The organism is Streptosporangium becharense, from assembly GCF_014204985.1.
GTDB lineage: Bacteria > Actinomycetota > Actinomycetes > Streptosporangiales > Streptosporangiaceae > Streptosporangium > Streptosporangium becharense.
The window spans coordinates 4,923,864-4,944,177 of sequence record NZ_JACHMP010000001.1 but is presented as its reverse complement, the minus strand read 5'-3'; the positions used below and the strand labels follow the sequence as shown (position 1 = coordinate 4,944,177).

The following is a 20,314-nucleotide window of genomic DNA, read 5'->3' as shown; positions in this document are numbered from 1 at the left end:
AGGGTGAGAAAGGGGTTGCCGTGCCGGGTGCTGACTCCCTGCGGGTGGCGTTGCTGTCGTACCGGAGCAAGCCGACCTGCGGTGGGCAGGGCGTCTACCTGCGCCATCTCAGCCGCGAACTGGTCGCCCTCGGGCACCGGGTGGAAGTCTTCTCCGGCCAGCCCTATCCGGAACTGGACGAGGGCGTCATCCTCACCAAGATCCCCAGCCTCGACCTGTACCGGGACGAGGACCCCTTCCGCACCCCCGGGCTGCGCGAGTACCGCGACTGGATCGACCTGCTCGAAGTCGGCACCATGTGGACCGCGGGCTTCCCCGAGCCGCTGACCTTCAGCCTGCGGGCCTACCGGGAGCTCAAGAAGCGCGTCGGCGACTTCGACGTCGTGCAGGACAACCAGACGCTCGGCTACGGCGTGCTCGGCATCCAGAAGCTGTTCCCGGTGGTCGGGACCATCCACCACCCGATCAGCGTCGACCGGCGCATCGAGCTGGAGGCCGCGCCGCTGCGCAGGAAGCTCACGATGCGCCGCTGGTACGGCTTCGTACGCATGCAGGCCAAGGTCGCACCCCGGCTCAGCCCGATCCTGACCGTCAGCGAGTCGTCCCTGGCCGACATCCACCGCGACTTCAACGTGCCGCAGAAGAACCTGCGGCTCATCCCGCTCGGCGTGGACACCCGCTACTTCCATCCCCGCCCCGATATGCCCAAACGGCCCGGCTCGATCGTCGCGGTGGCCAGCGCCGACTCCCCGATGAAGGGCGTGGCGACGCTGCTGCGGGCGGTGGCGAAGCTCGCCACCGAGCGCGACGTCAACCTGACCGTGGTCAGCAGGCCCACCCCGGGCGGCCCGACCGAGAAGCTGGTCGCCGAACTGGCGCTCGGCGACCGGGTCAGGTTCGTGCACGGCATCTCGGACACCGAGCTGGGCGAGCTGATCGCCACCTCGGAGATCTCGGTCGTCCCCTCCCTGTACGAGGGCTTCTCACTGCCCGCCGTCGAGCACATGGCCTGCGGCACCCCGCTGGTCGCCAGCCGGACCGGGGCACTGCCCGAGGTCGTCGGCGACGCGGCCGTCCAGGTGACGCCGGGCGACCCCGAGGAACTGGCCGCCGTGCTGCGCCGCCTGCACGACTCCCCCGAGGAGCGGGCGGCGGTCGGCCGCCGGGGGTACGACCGGGTCATGGAGCGCTTCACCTGGCACGTCGTCGCCAAACGGACCGTGGAGGCGTACCACGAGGCCATCCGGGCCCGGCGCGCCGGATAGCGGCCCGGGTGCGCCGAACCCGCCGGTCTCCCCGCCCGCACGAGCGGACAGCCCGGACGGACCGCCCGCACGGGCGGGTGCCCCGGACGGCCCGTACGGGCCATGACATCTCACGACCCCGACAGGAAGATCCCAAGAGGAGCGGCGAGTGCTGACAGTCGACTTCGACCGGTTGCCCGTGGGCCCCGGAACCCGAGTCCTGGATCTGGGCTGCGGCGGTGGACGGCACGCGTTCGAGGTGCTGCGGCGCGGCGCCGACGTGGTGGCCTTCGACATGGACGCCGAGGAGCTGGCGGGCGTGGCGAACATGTTCGCCGCGATGGACAAGGCGGGCGAGGTCCCCGCGGGGGCGACCGGCGAGACCGTGACGGGCGACGCGCTCGACATGCCGTTCGAGGACGCGAGCTTCGACCGGGTGATCGCGGCCGAGGTGCTGGAGCACATCCCCGACGACATGACCGCGATGCGGGAGATCTTCCGGGTGCTCAAGCCGGGAGGCCTGGCCGCCGTCACGGTGCCGAGCTTCCTGCCCGAGCGGATCTGCTGGGCCCTGGACGAGGCGTACCACACCGCCCCCGGCGGGCACGTCCGCATCTACACGCTCGCCGAGCTCAGCGCCAAGCTGAAAGCGACCGGCTTCACCGTCGGCCCGCACCACCACGCCCACGGCCTGCACGCGCCGTACTGGTGGATCAAGTGCGCGGTCGGCGTCGGCAACGACGACCACCCGCTGGCCAAGGCGTACCACGAGCTGCTGGTCTGGGACATCATGGAACGGCCCGCCGTCACCCGGATCGCCGAAGCCGTGCTGAACCCGCTCATCGGCAAGAGCGTGGTGCTCTACCTCCGGAAACCCGCATGACCCCCGCCGTCCGCTCAGGGGGCGGGAGGCGGTGAGCGACCCGATGGAGTGGGAGCTGGTCGTCCAGACCGCCCGGAGCATCGCGGCCGTCCAGGAGGCCGACGGCGGAGTCCCGTGGCCGGAGGGGCACGTGGACGCGTGGAACCACGTCGAGTGCCTGATGGCGATGAGCGTGGCGGGGCTCGCCGAGCCCGTGCGCCGGGGTTACGACTGGCTGGTCCGCACCCAGCGTCCCGACGGCTCCTGGCCGATGAAGCTGGTGGGCGGCCGGGCCGTCGAGCACGGCGGGGAGTCCAACCACGCCGCCTACATCGCGGTCGGCGTCTGGCACGAGCTGCTGGTCACCGGGGACGACGACTTCGCCCGCCGGATGTGGCCGGTCGTGCGGTCGGCGCTCGACTTCGTGGTCGGGTTGCAGACCACCCGGGGCGAGGTCGTCTGGGAACGCGCCGCCAACGGCAGACCGGCGGAGTACGCGCTGCTGACCGGGTGCGCCTCCATCCACCAGGGCCTGCGCAGCGGCGTGCTGCTCGGCGAGCACCTGGAGGACCCGCAGCCCGACTGGGAGCTGGCCGCCGACCGGCTCGGGCACGTGCTGGCCGCCCACCCCGAGGCGTTCGCCGACAAGAGCCGTTTCTCGATGGACTGGTACTACCCGATCCTCGGCGGCGCGGTACGCGGCCCCGCCGCGCTGGCCCGGCTGGCCGAGGAATGGGACACCTTCGTGGAGGCGGGGCTCGGCATCCGTTGCGTGTCCGACCAGCCATGGGTGACCGGCGCCGAGACCTGCGAGCTGGTGCTCGCCCTGGACGCCGTGGGCGACCGGGAGCGGGCCCTGCGCCTGTTCTCGGACATGCAGCACCTGCGGCACGAGGACGGCTCCTACTGGACCGGCTGGCAGTTCGCGAACCGGAAGCGGTTCCCGCACGAGCGTTCGGCCTACACCGCGGCGGCCGTCGTACTCGCCGCCGACGCGCTGTCCGGCCACACCCGGGGAGCGGGGATCTTCCGCGACGCGGGCCGGTACGTGATCGACCGTCCCACCGGAGCCTGCGGCTGCAGCCACGCCGGATCCCGGAGCTGACCACGGCCGGCCGCGCGATGCGTGCCGGGGTGACGCGACTCCGGACGGGTCGGGCGGCACGGCCCCCGGCACACCGAGCGGCACGACTCCGGCCGGGCGGGAGCGGCCTGGGGAGCCCGCCCTAGCGCTTTCTTTGCCCGGCGCCGCGAACACGGTGCTTGAAGGCCGGAATGCGGCTCACTACGTTCGGGGCTCGTGAGCGACACGGAGGGCCACCGACCGGTTACCGCAGGCGACGATCCCCGGACGATCGGAACCGGTGTCGGCGCCGGGAAGTCTCCACCGGAACCCCGGCCACCGGTGGACGAGCCCCGCGAGGGCGACGTCCCGGGGCCTCGGGCGCCGCAGGACATCGCACCCGAGAACGGAACACGGCGGGACGCGGCACCACCGCCGGACGGGACGCCGCCGGACGAAGCGTCCCTGGCCGGAGCGTCCCCGGACGGAACAGCGCCGGACGGGACGCCGCCGGACGCGGCGGAGCATGCCGGGCCACCGGAACCGCAGTCTCCGGAGCGTGCCGGGCCACCGGAACCGGGGACGCCGGGACCGGAGACGACAGAACCAGAGGCAGTGGGACCGGAGGCACTGGCGCCGTCCAGGCCGCCGGGGCTCGCCGGGATGTTCTGGCAGGACCTCGGCCTGGCCGGTTTCGGGCCCCGGCGGTTCAGGCTGGGGCCCGCGCGCGAACAACTGGAGACCGCGAGGCGGTCGTTCCTGGCCGGGTACGACGCGGTGCTCGCCGGGCGGGCCGAGCGGATCGACGACCTCCGCGAGGATCTCCGCGGGTTCGCGTACGAGGGTGCGGGCGCGGCGTGCGCGACCCTCGACGTGCTCACGCTCACCGGCGGGCGCCGGCTCCGGGAGCTGCTCAACGGACCGGGCATGCGCTACCCGCACCTCGTCCACCTGGGCACCGGCTCGGCGTACGCCCGCATGCGGCTGCGGCCGATGTGGGGCGTCCGGGCGGTCCACCCGCTGCTGCGCTGGCTGGCCTTCGACGGGTTCGGTTTCCACCGGGGCTTCGTCGCCGCCGACCGCACGGTGGGGCGGCAGCGCACGGCGGGTCTCATGGACCGGACCAAGCGGGCCATCTTCGACCAGGGGCTGGGGCGGCTGCTCTGGTTCCACGAGTGCGCCGGGGTGGACGACGTCGCGCTGCGCGTCGCCGAGTTCCCGCCGGGGCGCCGCGCCGACCTGTGGAGCGGGGTGGGCATGGCCGCCGCGTACACCGGGGGTGCCTCGGCCGCGGACCTGGAGCGGCTGGCCGCCGCCGCGGCCGAGGACGGCTTCCGCGCGCACCTGGCCCAGGGCTGTGCCCTCGCCTGCGCCGCCCGGCTGATCGCGGGGACCGTCCCCGAGCACACCGTGGCCGCGGCGCCCGCGCTGTGCGGGGCCGAAGTGGACGAGGCGGGTGGCTGGACCGACGCCGCACTCGTCGCGCTGGGCCACAACGCCCACAGCGGCGACCATTACCAGGCGTGGCGGTCGGGCATCCGGAAGGCCTGGGCACGGCGCGACCGCGATTCATGACCGCGGCCCGGGGAGTGCCGGCGGGGACGCCGAGGGCCCGCCGGTGCGCGGCCGGTGCCCTCGCGACGGCGCTCGCCGTCGCCGGGTGGGGACTGACCGACGCGCCGGACGGCCCGTCCGCGGCGGCACCCGCCGAGTTCTCCTTCCACGCCGAGCCACTCGGCCCGCCGAGCAGACCCGGTGACCGCTCCCTGCGGCCGGTCGCACCAGGGTACGAACGCGTCCGGGCGTGGGTGTCGGCGACGGGCGCCGCGGTCGCGCTGTTCGACGTGGACGACGAGGTCGTCTCCGACGACGTGTGCCTGGTGGACCCGCGCCACGACACGGTCACCGTCCGGCCCGCGCCAGGCACCTCCGGCGGCTACCGGCCGTTCACGCTGGTCCCCCCGGACCGCAGGCCGCATGAGGCGCCGACCGGCTGCCTGCCCGCCGACCTCGACCAGGACGGCTGGCAGGACCTGGTCGTCTACTACTGGGGCCGTTCCCCCTCCCTGTTCCTGCGGGTGCCCGGCGCTCCCCCGTCCGGGGCGGCCTTCCGCCACCGGGGGCTGACCGCCGAGCCGGAGATCTGGAACACCGCCGCCGCCACGGCCGGCGACTTCGACGGTGACGGCCGCCTGGACTTGGTCTTCGGCAACTACTTCCCGGACGGCGCCAGGGTGCTGGACGACACCGGCGACCACGGTGACATCGTGATGCCCGACTCGTTCTCCGCCGCCGGCAACGGCGGCGCCGACCGGCTCTACCGCGCGACCGGACCGGCGACGTTCACCGAGGCGGAGGGGGTGTTCGACGCGGTCGGCGGGGGCAGGGGCTGGACGCTCGCGCTGGGTGCACAGGACCTGGACCGCGACGGGCTGCCGGAGTTGTACGTGGCGAACGACTTCGGCCCGGACCGCCTGCTGGTCAACGAGTCGGTGCCCGGCCGCGTCCGGTTCACCGAGGCCCGGGGCACCCGGCATCCGGCCGTCTCCCGGTCCCGGGTGCTGGGCCGTGACTCGTCCAAGGGGGCGGGCGTCGCCTTCACCGACCTCGACGCCGACGGCGGGCCGGACATCCTGGTGAGCAACGCCGCCGCGGGCCGTGCGCTGCCGGAGGGCAACCTGGCCTTCGTCTCCCGGCCGGGCGGCTTCCACGGAGGCCGCGCACCCTACGAAGAGCGGGCCGGGGAGCTGGGCCTGCGCCGCGGCGGCTGGTCGTGGGACGTCAGGGCCGCGGACTTCGACAACGACGGCGACGACGAGATCGCGCGGGCCGCCGGGTTCATCCGGGGGGAGACCGACCGGTGGGCACGGTTCCAGGAGGCGATGACGGTCAACGACCTGGCCGTGTCCGACCCCGGGCTGTGGCCGGGCATCGGGGCGGGGGACGACCTGTCGGGCCGCGACCCGCTCGCCTTCCTCACCCGCGGCCCGGACGGGCGTTACACGGACGTGGCCCGGCCTGCCGGGGTGGCGAGGGACACGGAAGGCACAGAAGGCACGGGAGGCACGGGAGGCACGAGGGGCGTCAAGGGCATCAGGGACACGGTCAGCCGGGCGCTGGCCGTCGGTGACGTGGACGACGACGGGCGGCTGGACCTCGCGGTCGCCAACCAGTGGGCCCGGTCGGTGCTCTACCGCAACCACGGCCCGACCGCGCCGTTCGTGGGCCTGCGGCTGCGCCTGCCCGCCGGTTCCTGCCCCGCCGCCCCGTCCGCGATGACGCAGACGGCACCCGTCGCACAGACGGTACGAACGACAAGAGCGACACGAACGACGCGAACCGCACGGACGACGCAGATGACGCGGCCGGCCATCGGGGCGGTGGCGACGGTGCGCCTGCCCGACGGGAGCACGCGCAGCAGGCAGTTGTATCCGGCGGGCGGGCACAACGGGGTCTCCGCGCCAGAGCTGCTGTTCGGCCTGGGCGACGAGGTGCCGGGCGTCCCCGTCCCCGTCGAGATCTCCTGGAAGGACGTCTGCGGCGGCGACCACTCCGCCTCGATCTCCGTGGAACCCGGCTGGCACCGGATCCTGCTGACGGGCGGCCAGGCGCAGGAGATGTGGTGACCGGGAACGTCCCGCGCCGCCGTACGGGCCGGTTCCCGGCCCGGGACACCGGACTCCGTCCGCGTGGGCACCCCGGCCGGGGACGGCGGAACCCCGCGCCGCGCCGGGCGGCGGCGGCCGTCACCCTGCTCACCCTGCTGGGGCACACCCTGCTGGGCTTCGAGCAGCCCCTCCTCGCGCCGGTCGTCGGCGCGCTCACCGGCGTGGCCACCGCGTCGCTGCTGGAGACGGTGGACGCGTGGGCCCGGCGGCGCCCGGCCCGCTGTCTCGGCCCCCGGGACGAGACGGCCGGCTTTCTCCTGCCGTCCTACACGTGCGGCCTGCTCTGCGCGATGCTGCTGCACACCGGCGCGCATCCGGCACCGGTCGCGCTGGCCACCCTGATCGGGGTCGGCAGCGCGTACGCCGTGCGCGTACGGGTGGCGGGGACGACGGGCACCGGGGACACGGCGAGGACACCGGCGCGTACCGGCGGGGACACGCCCGGAGCACCCGGAGCACCCGGCGAAATCGGCCCACCTGGAGCACCTGGAGCGGCCGGAGCCGGCGGGGACGTGCCCGGGACGCCCTTCATGAACCCGTCCAACACCGGCGTCGTCGCGGCGCTGCTGCTGTTCCCCTGGGTGGGTGTCGCGCCGCCGTACCAGTTCACCGCGTGGGTGTCCGGGCCGTTCGACGTGATCGTGCCGCTGGCCGTGCTCGCCGCGGGACTGGCGGCGTCCCGGCCGGCCGGGACGCTGCCGCTGGTCGCCGGCTGGGCGGGCGGGTTCGCGCTGCAGGCGTTCGTCCGGGGCGGCCTGGGCGAGGTCTCGGTGGCCGCCGCGCTGCTTCCGATGACCGGGACGGCCTTCGCCGTGCACACCGCCCACGTGCTCGCCGACCCGGTCGCCGCACCGCGCACGCCCCGGGGCCAGGTGGCGTTCGGCATGGCCGCGGCGGCGGTCTACGGCCTGCTGGTCGAGCTCGGCGTGGGCTGCGGGCTGTTCCTCTCCCTCGCGCTCGTGTGCGCGGGCCGGGGCCTGGCGCTGGCCGTGCGGGCCCGGATCGGGCCGTCCGGGGTGTCGCCCGCGCCGGCCCGCGGGCGTCAGCCGATGCCGGGCCCGACCCGCTCCAGCACCCGGAGGGAGCCTTCGTGCCGAACCTCCTCGAACGCCCCGGAGGCGAGCGCCCGCAGGTAGACCCGGTGCGGCGCCTGACCGCCGTCGGCCGGGTCCGGGTAGATGTCGTGGAAGACCAGCGCGCCGCCGGGCATGACGTGCGGCGCCCAGCCCTCGTAGTCCTCGGTCACCGGCTCCTCCGAGTGGCCGCCGTCGATGAAGAGCATCGCCAGCGGGGTGTTCCACAGCCGGGCGACGGTCTTCGACCTGCCGACGATCGCGATGACCTCGTCCTCCAGCCCGGCGGCGGCGATGGTGGCGCGGAAGAAGGGCAGCGAGTCCATCCTGCCGAAGCGGGGGTCGACCAGCGTGGGGTCGTGGTGGGCCCACCCCGGCTGGATCTCCTCCGAACCCCGGTGGTGGTCGACGGTGAAGACGACGGACCCGGCCTGGCGGGCCCCCGCGCCGAGGTAGACGGCCGACTTGCCGCAGTAGCTGCCGATCTCGCAGATCGGGCCGCGACCGCCGTACGCGGCGGCGGTCTCGAACAGCGCGAGACCCTCCTGGTCCGGCATGAAACCCTTGGCCCGCCGGGCGGCGTGCAACAGTTCGGCGGGCATGTCGGCGGGCTTGTCAGCGGGCGTGTCGGCGGGCCCGGTGGCGATGCTCATCGCAGCAGACTACCCAGACCGAACAACATTCCAACGACTCTTGCCCCACCCTATGGAACATGTTCTACTTTGCACCGTGAACCAGCGCCTCCGCATTGCGATGTCCGACGATGAGGTGACAAAGTTCGTCGCCGGGTCGCGCAAGCTCCAGCTCGGCACCATCAACCCCGACGGGACACCGCACATGGTGACCATGTTCTACGGGCTGACCGAGGGCAAGATCTCGTTCTGGACCTACGGCAAGGCCCAGAAGACGCGCAACCTCGAACGCGACGCCCGGGTGAGCTGCCTGATCGAGGCCGGGGAGGAGTACTCCGAGCTGCGCGGTGTCCTGATCTACGGTGTGGCGCGGCGGATCGACGACCCGGAGGGCGTCCTCGGCGTCGGCATGGGCGTGACCAGGCGGATGGCCGGGATGCCCGAGGCGGAGGAGCAGCTGGCGGAGTACGTGGCCCACACCGGCCGTAAACGGGTCGCCTTCGTGGTGGAGCCCAGTCGAGTGATCTCCTGGGATCACCGTAAGCTCTCCATTCCCGTATAGGAGGCCCACATGAAAGTCAAAGTCGACTATCTGGTCTGCGAGGCCAACGCCGTCTGTACCGGACTCGCTCCGGAAGTCTTCGAACTCGACGACGACGACCAGTTGCACCTGCTGCTGCCTGAGCCGCCGCCGGAGATGACGGACCGCGTCCGGCACGCCGTGCGGTCCTGCCCCAAAGCCGCCCTCTCCCTAGAGGAGAACTAGGAGGACCCCCCATGCGCGGTGCGCTTCTGCACGCCGTCGGTGACGACAAGCTCGACATCCGCGACGACTTCACCCTCGCCCCGATGGGCCCGGCCGACGTCCGCGTCAAGATCAGGGCGACCGGGGTCTGCCACTCCGACCTGTCGGTGATCAGCGGCGTGCTGCCCATGCCGCTGCCGGTCATCCCCGGCCACGAGGGCTCCGGCGTGGTCGTCGAGGTCGGCGACCACGTGACCACCGTGCAGCCCGGTGACCACGTCATCATCAACTGGACGCCGGCCTGCGGCACCTGCGCCAACTGCCTGGTGCACCAGCCGCACCTGTGCATGACCTACGTGATGGACAGCTTCGTCAACGCCCGGTTCCGCTACGGCGGCGACACCCCGGCGTTCGGCATGGCCGGGTGCGGCACCTGGTCGGAGGAGATCGTGGTGCCCTGGCAAGGCGCGGTCAAGGTCGACCCCGAGGTGCCCTTCGAGGCGGCGGCGCTGATCGGCTGCGGGATCACCACCGGCGTGGGCGCCGCGCTCAACACGGCCCGGGTCAGGGCCGGTTCGACGGTCGCGGTGGTCGGCGCCGGCGGCATCGGCCTGTCCATCATCCAGGGGGCCCGCATCTCCGGGGCCACCACGATCCTGGCGATCGACCCCCTGGAGTCGAAGCACGCCCTGGCGCGGAAGGTCGGCGCCACCCACGCCGTCACCCCCGACCAGCTGCAGGACGCGATCGCCACGCTCACCGGCGGCTTCGGCTTCGACTACGGCTTCGAGGCCGTCGGCAAGTCTGCGGCGATCATGACCGCCTGGAGGGCGACCCGGCGGGGCGGCGACGTGGTCGTGGTGGGGGCGGGAGCCGCGAACGACACCGTCCCGTTGAACGCCTTCAGCCTGCTGTTCGAGGGCAAGAACATCCTCAGCTCCCTCTACGGCGGCTCCGACGTCCGGCGCGACTTCCCCTTCCTCGCCGGCCTGTACAAGGCGGGCAAGCTCGACCTGGAGAGCATGATCAGCTCCCGGATCAGGCTGGCGGACCTGAACGACGCCGTGGCGGCCCTGCGGGGCGGCGAGGTGCTGCGCCAGATCGTCGTCCTCGACTGATCCCGGCCGTCCCCGGCTGATCCGTCCCCGTCCCCCGTCCCCGCCCTCCAGTGGGACGGGGGACGGGGTTCGCCCGGGACGGACCCGCCGAGCACGAGACCCGCCCCGGAGCCCGGGTGCCACGCGACCCGCCCCGGACCCCGGGTGCCGCGACGGCCGCCGAAACGGAGAAACCGGGAAGGCGGGGCCGCCGCCCTACTCGGTGGAGAAGGCGGCGTCGAAGGCCGCCGACGGCGGGGTGATGGCGTTGAGCCCGCGGATCACGGCCAGCGCGTCCGGTGCCCCGTCCAGGCGGTCCATGCCGGCGTCCTCCCACTCGATCGAGATCGGCCCGTCGTAGCCGATCGCGTTCAGCGCCCGGAAGCAGTCCTCCCAGGGCACGTCGCCACGCCCGGTGGACACGAAGTCCCAGCCGCGGCGCAGGTCGGCCCAGGGCAGGTGCGACGACAGCCGCCCGCGGCGGCCGTCGCCGGTGCGCACCTTGGCGTCCTTGCAGTCGACGTGGTAGATCCGGTCGGCGAAGTCCAGGATGAAGCCGACCGGGTCGACCTCCTGCCACACCATGTGCGAGGGGTCCCAGTTCAGCCCGAAGGCCGGCCGGTGCCCGATCGCCTCCAGGGTGCGGACCGTGGTGTGGTAGTCGTAGGCGATCTCGCTGGGGTGCACCTCCAGCGCGAAACGCACCCCGACCTCGTCGAAGACGTCCATGATCGGGTTCCACCGGTCGGCGAAGTCGGCGTAGCCGGCCTCGATCATCGAGGGCGGCACCGGCGGGAACATCGCCACGGTGTGCCAGATGGACGAGCCGGTGAACCCGACCACGGTGTCCACGCCCAGCCTGGCCGCGGCCCGCGCGGTGTCCTTCATCTCCTCGGCCGCGCGCCGCCGCACGCCCTCGGGCTCCCCGTCGCCCCAGACGCGGGCGGGCAGGATGGCCCGGTGCCGCTCGTCGATGGGGTTGTCGCAGACGGCCTGGCCGAGCAGGTGGTTGGAGATCGTCCACACCTTGAGGTTGTGCTTGGCGAGCACCGCCAGTTTGCGCTCGACGTAGGAGTCGTCGGACAGCGCCTTGTCCACCTCGAAGTGGTCGCCCCAGCAGGCGATCTCCAGCCCGTCGTAGCCCCACTCCGACGCCAGTCGGCACACCTCCTCGAACGGCAGGTCGGCCCACTGGCCGGTGAACAGCGTGATCGGCCTGCTCATACGTCCTCCACGGGTGTCAGGCGGCTCTGCCGGGCCGCGCTCGTCTCGACCGCACCCAGCACCCGCTGCACCCGCAGGCCGTCGTCGAAGGACGGCTCGGGGGCGGTGCCGGTGGCGATCGCCTCCAGGAAGTCCCTCACCTCGTGGGTGAAGGTGTGCTCGTATCCCAGCCCGTGGCCGGGAGGCCACCAGGCGCCCGCGTACGGGTGGTCGGCCTCGGTGACCAGCACCCTGCGGAACCCCGCCTCGGCCTCCGGCAGGGTGTGGTCGTGGAACCACAGCTCGTTCATCGCCTCGAAGTCGAAGGCCAGGCTGCCGGCCGAGCCGTTGATCTCCAGGCGCAGCGCGTTCTTGCGTCCGGTGGCGAACCGGGTGGCCTCGAAGGAGGCCAGGCCGCCGCCGGACAGCCGGCCGATGAACAGCGCGGCGTCGTCGACGTCGACCGTGCCCGTCCGGGCGCCGGAGCCGGAGCCGGCCGCCAGTCCGGCCGAGCCGTCGGCCAGGGGGCGTTCGGTGACGAACGTCTCGGTCAGCGCCGACACCTCGGTCAGGCGCTCGCCGGTGACGAACTGGGCGGTGTCGACGATGTGCGCGCCGATGTCGCCCAGTGCCCCCGATCCCGCCTTGTCCCTGCGCAGCCGCCACACCAGCGGGAAGTCCGGGTCGGCGATCCAGTCCTGCAGGTACTGCGCGCGCACGTGCCGGATCCGGCCGATCCGGCCCTCGGCCACCCACCGGCGGGCGAGCGCGACCGCGGGCACCCGGCGGTAGTTGAAGGCCACCATCGCGTACACGCCGCGTTCGGCGGCGGCGCGGGCGGCGGCGGCCATCGCCTCGGCCTCGGCCACGGTGTTGGCCAGCGGTTTCTCGCACAGTACGTGCTTGCCCGCCTCCAGCGCCGCGATGGCGATCTCGGCGTGGCTGTCGCCGGGCGTGCAGATGTCGACGACGTCGACGTCGTCGCGGCCGACGAGCTTGCGCCAGTCGGTCTCCACCGCGGCCCAGCCCAGCGTCCCGGCGGCCCGCGCGGTCGCCTCGGCCGAGCGACCGCACAGCGCGTTCATCGACGGCCGGACCGGCAGGTCGAAGAACGCCGAGACGCTGCGCCACGCCTGCGAGTGCACCCGGCCCATGAACGCGTACCCGACCATGCCGATCCCCAGCGTCGGCCTGCCGTCGGCACCCATCAGGACTCGAACCCGAGCGGCAGATACTTGTCCACGTTGTCCTTGGTGATGGTCTCCGACGCCAGTGTGATCGACTGCGGCACCCCGTTCTCCACCAGGTCGCTCATCCCCTTCCCCTGCGCGATCAGGCGGGCCAGTTTGATCGCCGACGCGGCCATGGTCGGGCTGTAGGTGACGGTGGCCTTCAGCACCCCGGTGTCGGCCTTGATCTCGCGCATCGCGTTGGCCGACCCGGCGCCGCCGACCATGAAGAACTCGCTGCGGCCGGCCTCCTTGACCGCGGCCAGCACGCCGACGCCCTGGTCGTCGTCGTGGTTCCAGATCGCGTCGATCTTCTTGTGCGCCTGCATCAGGTTGGCCGCCACCCTGGTGCCCGACTCCACGGTGAACTGCGCGTCCTGCCTGGCCGTCACGCTGAACCCGTAGGTCTTCAGCGCGTCCTCGAAGCCCTTGCTGCGGTCCTGGGTCAGCGGCAGCGTGGCGATGCCCTGGATCTCCAGGATCACCGGGTTGGACACGCCCTTGTCCTTGAGCGTCTTGCCGATGTAGTGCCCGGCCGCGACCCCCATGCCGTAGTTGTCGCCGCCGATCCAGGTGCGGTACGACAGCTTGTCGGGGAAGACCCGGTCCAGGTTGACCACCGGGATGCCCGCGTCGGAAGCCTGGCGGGCGATCTGGTTGAGCTGCTGGCCGTCGTTGGGCAGGATCACCAGCGCGCCGACCTTGGCCGCGATCAGCGACTCCACCGCGGAGATCTGCGCGTTGATGTCGTTGGTCGGCTCGACCGGCTTGAACTCCACGTCGGAGTACTGCTTGGCGGTGGCCTCGGCGTTCTTGGCGATCGCCGCGATCCAGCCGTGGTCGGCCGCCGGCGCCGAGAAGCCGATGACGACCTTCTGGCCGGGGGCGTCGTTGCCACCGGTGGCCGCCGGCGCGGGCGCCGGAGCGGCCGTGCCCGGCGCCGCCGCCGGCTCGTTGCTCGTGCACGCGCTCACCAGCGCGCCCGCCCCGAGGGCGGCTCCGCCGAGCAGGAATCCCCGGCGGGCGACGTTCTCTGTCATGACCTTGCTCCTTCGTGGGGGGTGAGAACGGCACGCGTCCCGCGGGCCCCTGACCGGCCCGCGGGACGCGGGTCTAGGTTCGCGATTCGAGGCTGCGCCGCTGCAGGAGCACGGCCACCACGATGATCAGGCCCTTGGCGATCAGCTGGTCGCTGGTGTTGAGCCCGTTGAGGATGAACAGGTTGGTGATCACAGTGAAGATCAGCAGGCCGAGGATCGACCCGATGATCGTGCCGCGGCCACCGGTCAGCAGCGTGCCGCCGATGATCACCGCGGCGATGGCGTCCAGCTCGTACAGGTCGCCGTGGGTGGAGGACCCCGTCGTGGTCCTGGCCATGATCAGCACCGCCGCGATGCCGCAGCACAGCCCCGACAGCGCGTACAGCAGGACGGTGTGCCGGCGCACGTCGATGCCGGCCAGGCGGGCGGCCTCGGGGTTTCCGCCGACCGCGTAGGTGCGCCGGCCGAACGTGGTGCGGTTCAGCAGCACCCAGCCCAGCACCACCACGACCGCGAAGACGTAGACCAGCACCGGGATGCCCAGCACCCGCGTGGTCGACAGCTCCACGATCATCTCGTTGCCCTGCTGCACCAGTTGGGTCTTGCGGTTCGACATGCGCTGGGCCAGCCCGCGGGCGGCCACCAGCATCGCCAGGGTCGCGATGAACGGCACCAGCCGCCCGTAGGAGATCAGCAGCCCGTTGACCAGCCCGGCGCCGGTGCCGACCAGCACCGCGCACAGGATCATCACGAACGGCCCGTACGACTGGGTGGCCAGCGTGGTCGCCCAGACCGAGGCCAGCGCCATCACCGCGCCGACCGACAGGTCGATCCCGCCACCGATGATCACGAAGGTCATGCCGACCGTGATCACCCCGATGGTCGCGGCCAGCGACAGGATGCTCACCAGGTTGGAGGCGGTCGCGAAGGTCTCGGGCACCGTGACCAGGCCCACCACCGCCAGCAGCACCAGGGCGATCACCAGCCCGAGGTGGCGGGCCTCCCCCAGCCGGGTGATCCCCAGCCGGGCGAGCGGTCCGCTCCCGGCGGCGGGTACGGCGGCGGCGGGTGCCTTGACCGGGGTGCTCCCACCGGCGGGCGGCCTCACCGGGACCTCGCCGGGACGGCGCGGCCTCGCGGACCGAGAGAATCGGCGTTCATCACAGTGCGCTGCCTTCCATGATCATGTCGAGCACCCGGTGTTCGTCCAGCTCACCGGCGCCGGCCTCGTGGATGATGTGGCCTTCCCTGATGACCAGCACCCGGTCGGCCAGGCCGAGCACCTCCGGCACCTCGCTGGAGACGAGCAGCACCCCGATCCCCTCGTCGGCCAGCCGCCGCACCACCGCGTACAGTTCCGCCCGGGCTCCGACGTCCACCCCGCGGGTCGGCTCGTCCAGCAGCAGCAGCTTGCGGCCGTTGACCAGCCAGCGCGCCAGCACCGCCTTCTGCTGGTTGCCGCCCGACAGCGTCTTGACCGGCCGCTCCGGATCGCCGGGCCGGATGTCCAGGGCCGTCACCATGCCGCGGGCGTCCTCGGCCTCGCGCCGCCGGTCCATCCAGCCGAAGCGCGAGTACCGGCCCAGGCTGGCCAGCGTGATGTTGCGCGCCACGCTCTGGTCCAGCAGCAACGCCTGCGCCTTGCGCTCCTCGGGCGCCAGGCCCATGCCCAGCCGGACCGTGCCCGCGGTGCCGCGGCGCCGGACAGGCCGGCCCTCCAGCACCACCTCGCCCGAGAAGCGGCGTGCCCCGTAGATCGCCTCGATGATCTCCGAACGGCCGGAACCGACCAGCCCGGCCAGCCCGACGATCTCCCCCGCCCGCACCGAGAACGACACGCCGGCGACCCGGCCGGGCACGGTGAGCCCCTCGACCCGGAGCACCTCCGCCCCGGTGGTCCGGGACCGGCGGGGCGGGAAGACGTACTCGACGTCGCGGCCGGTCATCAGCGAGACGACGCGCGCCGTCGGGGTCTCCCGGGCCGGCAGCCCGACCGCGACCGTGCGGCCGTCCTTGAGCACCGTCACCCGGTCGCCGATCTCGCGGATCTCCTCCAGCCGGTGCGAGATGTAGACCACCGCCACGCCCTGCGCGGTCAGCTCCCGGATGATCCGGAACAGGTTGGCGACCTCGTCGTGCGCCAGGGCCGCCGACGGCTCGTCCATCACGATCAGCCGGGTGTCGTGCGACAGCGCACGCGCCATGCTCACCACCTGCTTGGCCGCCGGGGAGAGCCGGCCGACCTCGGTGGTCGGGCGGATCTCGCCGTGCCCGAGCCTGCCCAGCAGGTCCCGGGTGGCCCGGTTCGCCTCGCCCTGGCTGACGAACCCCAGCCGGGCCGGCTCGTGGCCGAGGAAGATGTTCTCGGCCACGCTCAGCCCGTCGACCAGGTCGAGCTCCTGGTAGATCGTGGAGATGCCGAGCCTGATCGCGGCCGTCGGGCCGGACAGGCGCACCTGCTCGCCACCGAAGGTGATGGTGCCCTCGTCGGGGTGGTGGGCACCGGCGAGGACCTTGATGAGGGTGGACTTGCCCGCGCCGTTCTGGCCGAGCAGGCAGTGCACCTCCCCGGGTAGCACCTCCAGGTCGACGCCGTCCAAGGCGCGCACGCCGGGGAACTGCTTGACGATGCCCCGCATGATCAGCAGGGGGGCGGTCCCGGATGCCGCATCTGTCGTCGTACCGGACGCCGGGCCTGGTGCGGTGCCGGACACCGTCTCGGGAGTCTCTTCGGACGCTGCTTCGGACATCGGACCTCGCTCGGTGGTCATGGGGCCGAGAAAACGCGATCGCTGCCGAGCCGGGCCGCGCCGATCACACCCGCGTCGGGTCCCAGCTCGGAGAGCACGATGGGCAGGTTGCCGGTCGCCAGCGGCAGCGACCTGCGGTAGACGACGCTCCTGATCTCGGCGAGCAGCACGTGGCCGAGCCGGGCCACGCCACCCGCGACGATCACGAGACCCGGGTTGAAGAAGCTGACGAGCCCGGCCAGCACCGTGCCGACCCGGCGCCCGCCGTCGCGGATCAGCCGCACCGCCTCGGCGTCGCCCATCTCGGCGGCCCTGGCGACGTCCTCGCCGGTGAGCGTGCCGGTCTGCCGGAGCCGCTCGCCCAGGTACGGCGAGCGCCCGGCGACGGCCGTGGCCTCCCGGGCGAGGGCGGCCCCGCCGAAGTACGCCTCCAGGCAGCCCACGTTGCCGCAGACGCAGACGGGGCCCTCGTCATCGACGCGGATGTGGCCGATGTCGCCCGCGCTGCCGGAGACGCCCCGGTAGATCTTGCCGTCCACCACGATGCCGCAGCCGATTCCGGTGCCGATCTTGACGAACAGGAAGTCGTCGACCTGCTTGGCCAGCCCCGAATGCAACTCGCCCAGGGCCATGATGTTGACGTCGTTGTCGACCACGGCGGGGCAGCCGAGCTCCTGGCCGACCGTCTCCCGGACGGGGTAGCGGTCCCACCCCGGCATGATCGGCGGCGCCACCGGCACCCCCTCCCGGAAGCTCACCGGCCCGGGAACGCCGATCCCGACGCCCTGCAACTGGGTGAACAACCCCTGGTCACGGAGCTTCGCGATCATCTCCATGGCCTGGTCGAGCACGGCCACCGGCCCGTCGCGCACATCGCACGCCTCGCTCACGTGGCCGAGGATCTCCAGCTCACCGTCGGTGACGGCCACGTCCAGCGAGGTGGCGCCGATGTCGATGCCGGCGAAGCGCAGCCCCGAAGCCAGGCGGACCAGGCCCGACCTGCGTCCGCCCCGCGAGGCCGCCAGCCCCGCCTGCTCGGCCAGGCGCAGCTCGATCAGGCGGTCGAGCTCCAGGTTGAGCTTCGACCTGGACAGGCGGACCACGTCACCGAGCTCGGCACGCGATCTCGCTCTCTCACGCAACAACCGGAGCAACGCCGCCTGATGGGCGTTCTCCGGCCGAACGGTGGTCCGCTTCACAGCACCTCCGCGTTCGGAGTGGGGTGTGCAGAAGCTAACTCCGTTCGCCCCGGTTTGTGAAGAGGTTTTTCCTATACCTTCACTAACTTTCGCCGGATTGAGCAAAAGTAGGGCGACAAGAAGCCCCCGCCGGGATCCGGCGGGGGCGTGATCGGCCGTCCGGAGAGGACGCCGGCCCGGGGCTCCGGGTCAGGGCTCCGGCTCGGCGCTGCGGGCCGGAGTGCCGAGCCGACACGACAGGTCAGAGCACCGGCTCAGAGCACCGGTCAGAGCATCGGGTCAGAGCATCGCCTTCATCGAGGCGGACGCCTGCAGGCCGAGGGTGGTCGGGGTCAGGTACGGCTGCTCGGCCATGACGGCCTCCCAGTTGTCACGGATGTCCTCCACCGTGTGATCGTCCTTCTTCCAGCCGGGCCCCTCCGCCACGAACACGCGGGCGATCCTCCCGCCGCCGACGCTGAAGACCTCGCCGCTGGTCTCGCATGTCTCGTGCGACAGGAACGCCACCAGCGCGCTCACCCGCTCCGAGGTGAACTTCACCTCGAACTCGGCCGGCAGCAGCGACTCGGTCATCCGCGTCCAGGCGACCGGCGCGATCGCGTTGGCCTTGATCCCGGCCCTGGCCCCCTCGATGCCGAGCGTCTTGGTCAGGCCCACCAGGCCCATCTTGGCGGTGGAGTAGTTGGCCTGGCCGAAGTTGCCGAACAGGCCGGCCGGGGAGGAGGTGTTGACGATGCGGCCGTACCCCTGCTCCTTGAGGTAGGGGAACGCCTCCCGGCTGACCAGGAACGAGCCGCGGACGTGGACCGCGATGACCCGGTCGAACTCCTCGACGCTCATCTTGCCGAACGACTTGTCGCGCAGGATGCCGGCGTTGTTGACGACGATGTCCACCCGGCCGAAGGTATCGACCGCCGTCCGCACGATGGCCTTGGCACCCTCGGGGGTCGCGACGTCGTCGGTGCTGGCGACCGCCTCGCCGCCGTTCCCCGTGATGAGCGCGACCACCTCGGCCGCCGGTCCGGTGGAGGCGCCGGAGCCGTCCAGCGCACCGCCGAGGTCGTTGACGACCACCTTGGCACCCCGTTCGGCCAGTGCCAGCGCGTGCGAACGGCCGAGGCCGTGTCCCGCGCCGGTGACGATCGCAACCCTGCCGTCGAATCGCAGCTCTGACATCCGCAGCCCTTCCCACGAGAACATAATTCTGGTCCTCTGAACCATAGCCCGGCCGAGCCCGCGGACGCCATCGAAGAATCCGCACGACACTCGCGATCGGTAACCGGAGCAATAGCAGATCGTTGCGGATAGTGAGCGCTCGTATTAATTTCTGCTAAAGTTTTTGGCTCACGCCGGGCGAGGGTCAACGACGACTTCCCTCAAATCTCCCTGTAGGGCCCCGCCCGAAAACCCGGGCTGGAGGCCCCCATGCCTTTGTCGCCACCCCTGCGCGTGGTCCAGTGGGCCACAGGCGCCGTCGGCAGATACTCCCTGCGCAGTCTGATCACCCGCCCCGATTTCGAGCTCGTGGGGGTGCTCGTCTACGACCCCGACAAGGTCGGGCAGGACGCCGGAGCACTCGTCGGCCTCCCCGAGGCCGGAGTCACCTGCACCGACGACGTCGACGAGATCCTGGCCCTGGACGCCGACTGCGTGCTGTACATGCCGCTGCCCGCCTCCTTCTTCGGCGGGAACCACCCGAACGACCTGGAGACCATCTGCGCGCTGCTCGCCACGGGCAAGAACGTCATCACCACCACCGGGTTCGTGTATCCCAAGTGCTACGGCCCGGCCGTGGTCGAGCGCCTGGAGGCCGCCTGCCGGGCCGGGGGCTCCTCCTTGCACGGCACCGGCATCAACCCCGGCTTCATGAGCGACACGCTGCCGCTCGCCCTGACCGGCCTGTCCAGCCGGGTCGACCACATCTTCGTCCGGGAGTCGTCCGACTTCCGGGGGCACCCGTCCCGGCAGACCGTCGTCGACCTGTTCGGCTTCACCCTCTCCCCCAAGGACTACGTCGCCGCGGTCCGCCCCTTCCGGGCCTACCAGCGTGCGCTCTTCGCCGAGAGCGTGCAGTTCGTGGCGGAGAACCTGGGCGTGGCGCTGGACGAGGTCGACGAGAGGGACGAGTTCGAGCTCGCCCGGGAGGAGTTCGAGACCGCCGCCGGGCCGGTCAGGGCGGGCACGGTGTGCGCCTCCCGCTGGACGTTCAGCGGCCTGGTCCGCGGCCGGCCCTTCATGACCGTGGAGTGCGTCTACAAGGCCGACGCGACCAGGGTGGGCCGCTGGGCCGATCCCGGCTTCAGCATCCACATCGAGGGGGTGCCCCAGTTCATGGTCCGCGTCGATGAGATCACCCACGGCCTGGCCGGGGCCGCCGCGCACGCCGTCAACTCCGTGGCCGCCCTCTGCGCCGCCCCACCGGGCATCCGCACCGCCCTCGACCTCCCCCTGGCCATCGGCCGCGGCACCGCCCGCCTCGCCTGAGGGCCGCCCATCCGGGGTGGCGGCT

General features: G+C 72.4%; 18 protein-coding genes. 10 read left to right on the top strand and 8 right to left on the bottom strand.

Annotated features, from left to right (window positions below):
* Nucleotides 1–20 precede the first annotated feature (20 nt).
* From F4562_RS21825 to F4562_RS21800, 6 genes are all read left to right on the top strand, one after another.
* Nucleotides 21–1,265: a glycosyltransferase family 4 protein gene (locus F4562_RS21825; protein WP_184545944.1), complete on the top strand. Its 1,245-nt coding sequence runs from the start codon at nucleotides 21–23 to the stop codon at nucleotides 1,263–1,265.
* Nucleotides 1,266–1,413: 148 nt separating this feature from the next.
* Nucleotides 1,414–2,127 carry a class I SAM-dependent methyltransferase gene (locus F4562_RS21820; RefSeq protein WP_184545946.1) on the top strand — a complete coding sequence of 238 codons (714 nt, stop codon included), beginning with the start codon at nucleotides 1,414–1,416 and terminating at the stop codon, nucleotides 2,125–2,127.
* Between the two features lie 43 nt (nucleotides 2,128–2,170).
* The gene (locus F4562_RS21815) at nucleotides 2,171–3,211 is read left to right on the top strand and encodes a prenyltransferase (protein WP_184546032.1); all 1,041 of its coding nucleotides are present in this window, start codon (nucleotides 2,171–2,173) and stop codon (nucleotides 3,209–3,211) included.
* 621 nt (nucleotides 3,212–3,832) lie between these two features.
* Nucleotides 3,833–4,744, top strand: coding sequence for a DUF1702 family protein (locus F4562_RS21810; protein ID WP_184545948.1), 912 nt, complete (start codon nucleotides 3,833–3,835; stop codon nucleotides 4,742–4,744).
* Entirely contained in the window at nucleotides 4,741–6,795 is a 2,055-nt protein-coding gene (locus tag F4562_RS21805; RefSeq protein WP_184545950.1) for a CRTAC1 family protein, read from the top strand. Before F4562_RS21810 ends, F4562_RS21805 begins: the two co-directional genes overlap by 4 nt.
* Complete coding sequence (locus F4562_RS21800) at nucleotides 6,792–7,973, top strand: enediyne biosynthesis protein UnbU (protein WP_184545952.1); 1,182 nt, start codon at nucleotides 6,792–6,794, stop codon at nucleotides 7,971–7,973. Before F4562_RS21805 ends, F4562_RS21800 begins: the two co-directional genes overlap by 4 nt.
* On the opposite strand, the gene F4562_RS21795 is transcribed toward F4562_RS21800, so the two are convergent.
* Nucleotides 7,880–8,563 (bottom strand): class I SAM-dependent methyltransferase, encoded by a 684-nt coding sequence (locus tag F4562_RS21795; protein WP_246473505.1) that lies wholly within the window; start codon nucleotides 8,561–8,563, stop codon nucleotides 7,880–7,882. The genes F4562_RS21800 and F4562_RS21795 overlap by 94 nt on opposite strands.
* A 76-nt stretch (nucleotides 8,564–8,639) precedes the next feature.
* Here F4562_RS21795 and F4562_RS21790 point away from each other — a divergent pair, with 76 nt between their 5' ends.
* The 3 genes from F4562_RS21790 to F4562_RS21780 are packed head-to-tail and all read left to right on the top strand — an operon-like array spanning nucleotide 8,640 to nucleotide 10,405.
* Complete coding sequence (locus tag F4562_RS21790) at nucleotides 8,640–9,104, top strand: pyridoxamine 5'-phosphate oxidase family protein (protein ID WP_184545954.1); 465 nt, start codon at nucleotides 8,640–8,642, stop codon at nucleotides 9,102–9,104.
* Nucleotides 9,105–9,113: 9 nt separating this feature from the next.
* A complete protein-coding gene (locus F4562_RS21785) occupies nucleotides 9,114–9,308 on the top strand; it encodes a ferredoxin (protein ID WP_184545956.1) in 195 nt (64 codons plus the stop codon).
* Between the two features lie 11 nt (nucleotides 9,309–9,319).
* A complete protein-coding gene (locus F4562_RS21780; protein WP_184545958.1) occupies nucleotides 9,320–10,405 on the top strand; it encodes an alcohol dehydrogenase catalytic domain-containing protein in 1,086 nt (361 codons plus the stop codon).
* Between the two features lie 195 nt (nucleotides 10,406–10,600).
* Here the strand turns inward: F4562_RS21780 and F4562_RS21775 are convergent, their stop codons facing one another.
* The 7 genes from F4562_RS21775 to F4562_RS21745 all read right to left on the bottom strand — a co-directional run bounded on the left by F4562_RS21775 (nucleotide 10,601) and on the right by F4562_RS21745 (nucleotide 18,981).
* On the bottom strand, nucleotides 10,601–11,608 hold the full coding sequence (locus tag F4562_RS21775; protein ID WP_184545960.1) for a sugar phosphate isomerase/epimerase family protein: 1,008 nt from the start codon (nucleotides 11,606–11,608) through the stop codon (nucleotides 10,601–10,603).
* Entirely contained in the window at nucleotides 11,605–12,795 is a 1,191-nt protein-coding gene (locus tag F4562_RS21770) for a Gfo/Idh/MocA family protein (protein WP_184545962.1), read from the bottom strand. The genes F4562_RS21775 and F4562_RS21770 overlap by 4 nt, the downstream gene beginning before the upstream one ends.
* The gene (locus F4562_RS21765; RefSeq protein WP_184545964.1) at nucleotides 12,795–13,856 is read right to left on the bottom strand and encodes an ABC transporter substrate-binding protein; all 1,062 of its coding nucleotides are present in this window, start codon (nucleotides 13,854–13,856) and stop codon (nucleotides 12,795–12,797) included. The genes F4562_RS21770 and F4562_RS21765 overlap by 1 nt, the downstream gene beginning before the upstream one ends.
* 73 nt (nucleotides 13,857–13,929) lie before the next feature.
* The gene (locus tag F4562_RS21760; RefSeq protein WP_311734202.1) at nucleotides 13,930–14,964 is read right to left on the bottom strand and encodes an ABC transporter permease; all 1,035 of its coding nucleotides are present in this window, start codon (nucleotides 14,962–14,964) and stop codon (nucleotides 13,930–13,932) included.
* A 52-nt stretch (nucleotides 14,965–15,016) separates the two neighbouring features.
* On the bottom strand, nucleotides 15,017–16,495 hold the full coding sequence (locus tag F4562_RS21755) for a sugar ABC transporter ATP-binding protein (RefSeq protein ID WP_221207639.1): 1,479 nt from the start codon (nucleotides 16,493–16,495) through the stop codon (nucleotides 15,017–15,019).
* A 128-nt stretch (nucleotides 16,496–16,623) separates the two neighbouring features.
* A complete protein-coding gene (locus F4562_RS21750; RefSeq protein WP_184545968.1) occupies nucleotides 16,624–17,805 on the bottom strand; it encodes an ROK family protein in 1,182 nt (393 codons plus the stop codon).
* Nucleotides 17,806–18,084: 279 nt separating this feature from the next.
* Nucleotides 18,085–18,981: an SDR family oxidoreductase gene (locus tag F4562_RS21745; protein ID WP_184545970.1), complete on the bottom strand. Its 897-nt coding sequence runs from the start codon at nucleotides 18,979–18,981 to the stop codon at nucleotides 18,085–18,087.
* A 249-nt stretch (nucleotides 18,982–19,230) separates the two neighbouring features.
* On the opposite strand from F4562_RS21745, the gene F4562_RS21740 reads away from it, so the two are divergent.
* A complete protein-coding gene (locus F4562_RS21740; RefSeq protein WP_184545972.1) occupies nucleotides 19,231–20,289 on the top strand; it encodes an NAD(P)H-dependent amine dehydrogenase family protein in 1,059 nt (352 codons plus the stop codon).
* Nucleotides 20,290–20,314 lie beyond the last annotated feature (25 nt).

Bases quoted from the DNA above. Each gene is read 5' to 3' on its own strand.
- F4562_RS21815 (WP_184546032.1), top strand. From the start codon at position 2,171: ATGGAGTGGGAGCTGGTCGTCCAGACCGCCCGGAGCATCGCGGCCGTC.
- F4562_RS21810 (WP_184545948.1), top strand. From the start codon at position 3,833: ATGTTCTGGCAGGACCTCGGCCTGGCCGGTTTCGGGCCCCGGCGGTTC.
- F4562_RS21805 (WP_184545950.1), top strand. From the start codon at position 4,741: ATGACCGCGGCCCGGGGAGTGCCGGCGGGGACGCCGAGGGCCCGCCGG.
- F4562_RS21795 (WP_246473505.1), bottom strand. From the start codon at position 8,563: ATGAGCATCGCCACCGGGCCCGCCGACACGCCCGCTGACAAGCCCGCC.
- F4562_RS21785 (WP_184545956.1), top strand. From the start codon at position 9,114: ATGAAAGTCAAAGTCGACTATCTGGTCTGCGAGGCCAACGCCGTCTGT.
- F4562_RS21780 (WP_184545958.1), top strand. From the start codon at position 9,320: ATGCGCGGTGCGCTTCTGCACGCCGTCGGTGACGACAAGCTCGACATC.
- F4562_RS21775 (WP_184545960.1), bottom strand. From the start codon at position 11,608: ATGAGCAGGCCGATCACGCTGTTCACCGGCCAGTGGGCCGACCTGCCG.
- F4562_RS21770 (WP_184545962.1), bottom strand. From the start codon at position 12,795: ATGGGTGCCGACGGCAGGCCGACGCTGGGGATCGGCATGGTCGGGTAC.
- F4562_RS21765 (WP_184545964.1), bottom strand. From the start codon at position 13,856: ATGACAGAGAACGTCGCCCGCCGGGGATTCCTGCTCGGCGGAGCCGCC.
- F4562_RS21755 (WP_221207639.1), bottom strand. From the start codon at position 16,495: ATGCGGGGCATCGTCAAGCAGTTCCCCGGCGTGCGCGCCTTGGACGGC.
- F4562_RS21745 (WP_184545970.1), bottom strand. From the start codon at position 18,981: ATGTCAGAGCTGCGATTCGACGGCAGGGTTGCGATCGTCACCGGCGCG.
- F4562_RS21740 (WP_184545972.1), top strand. From the start codon at position 19,231: ATGCCTTTGTCGCCACCCCTGCGCGTGGTCCAGTGGGCCACAGGCGCC.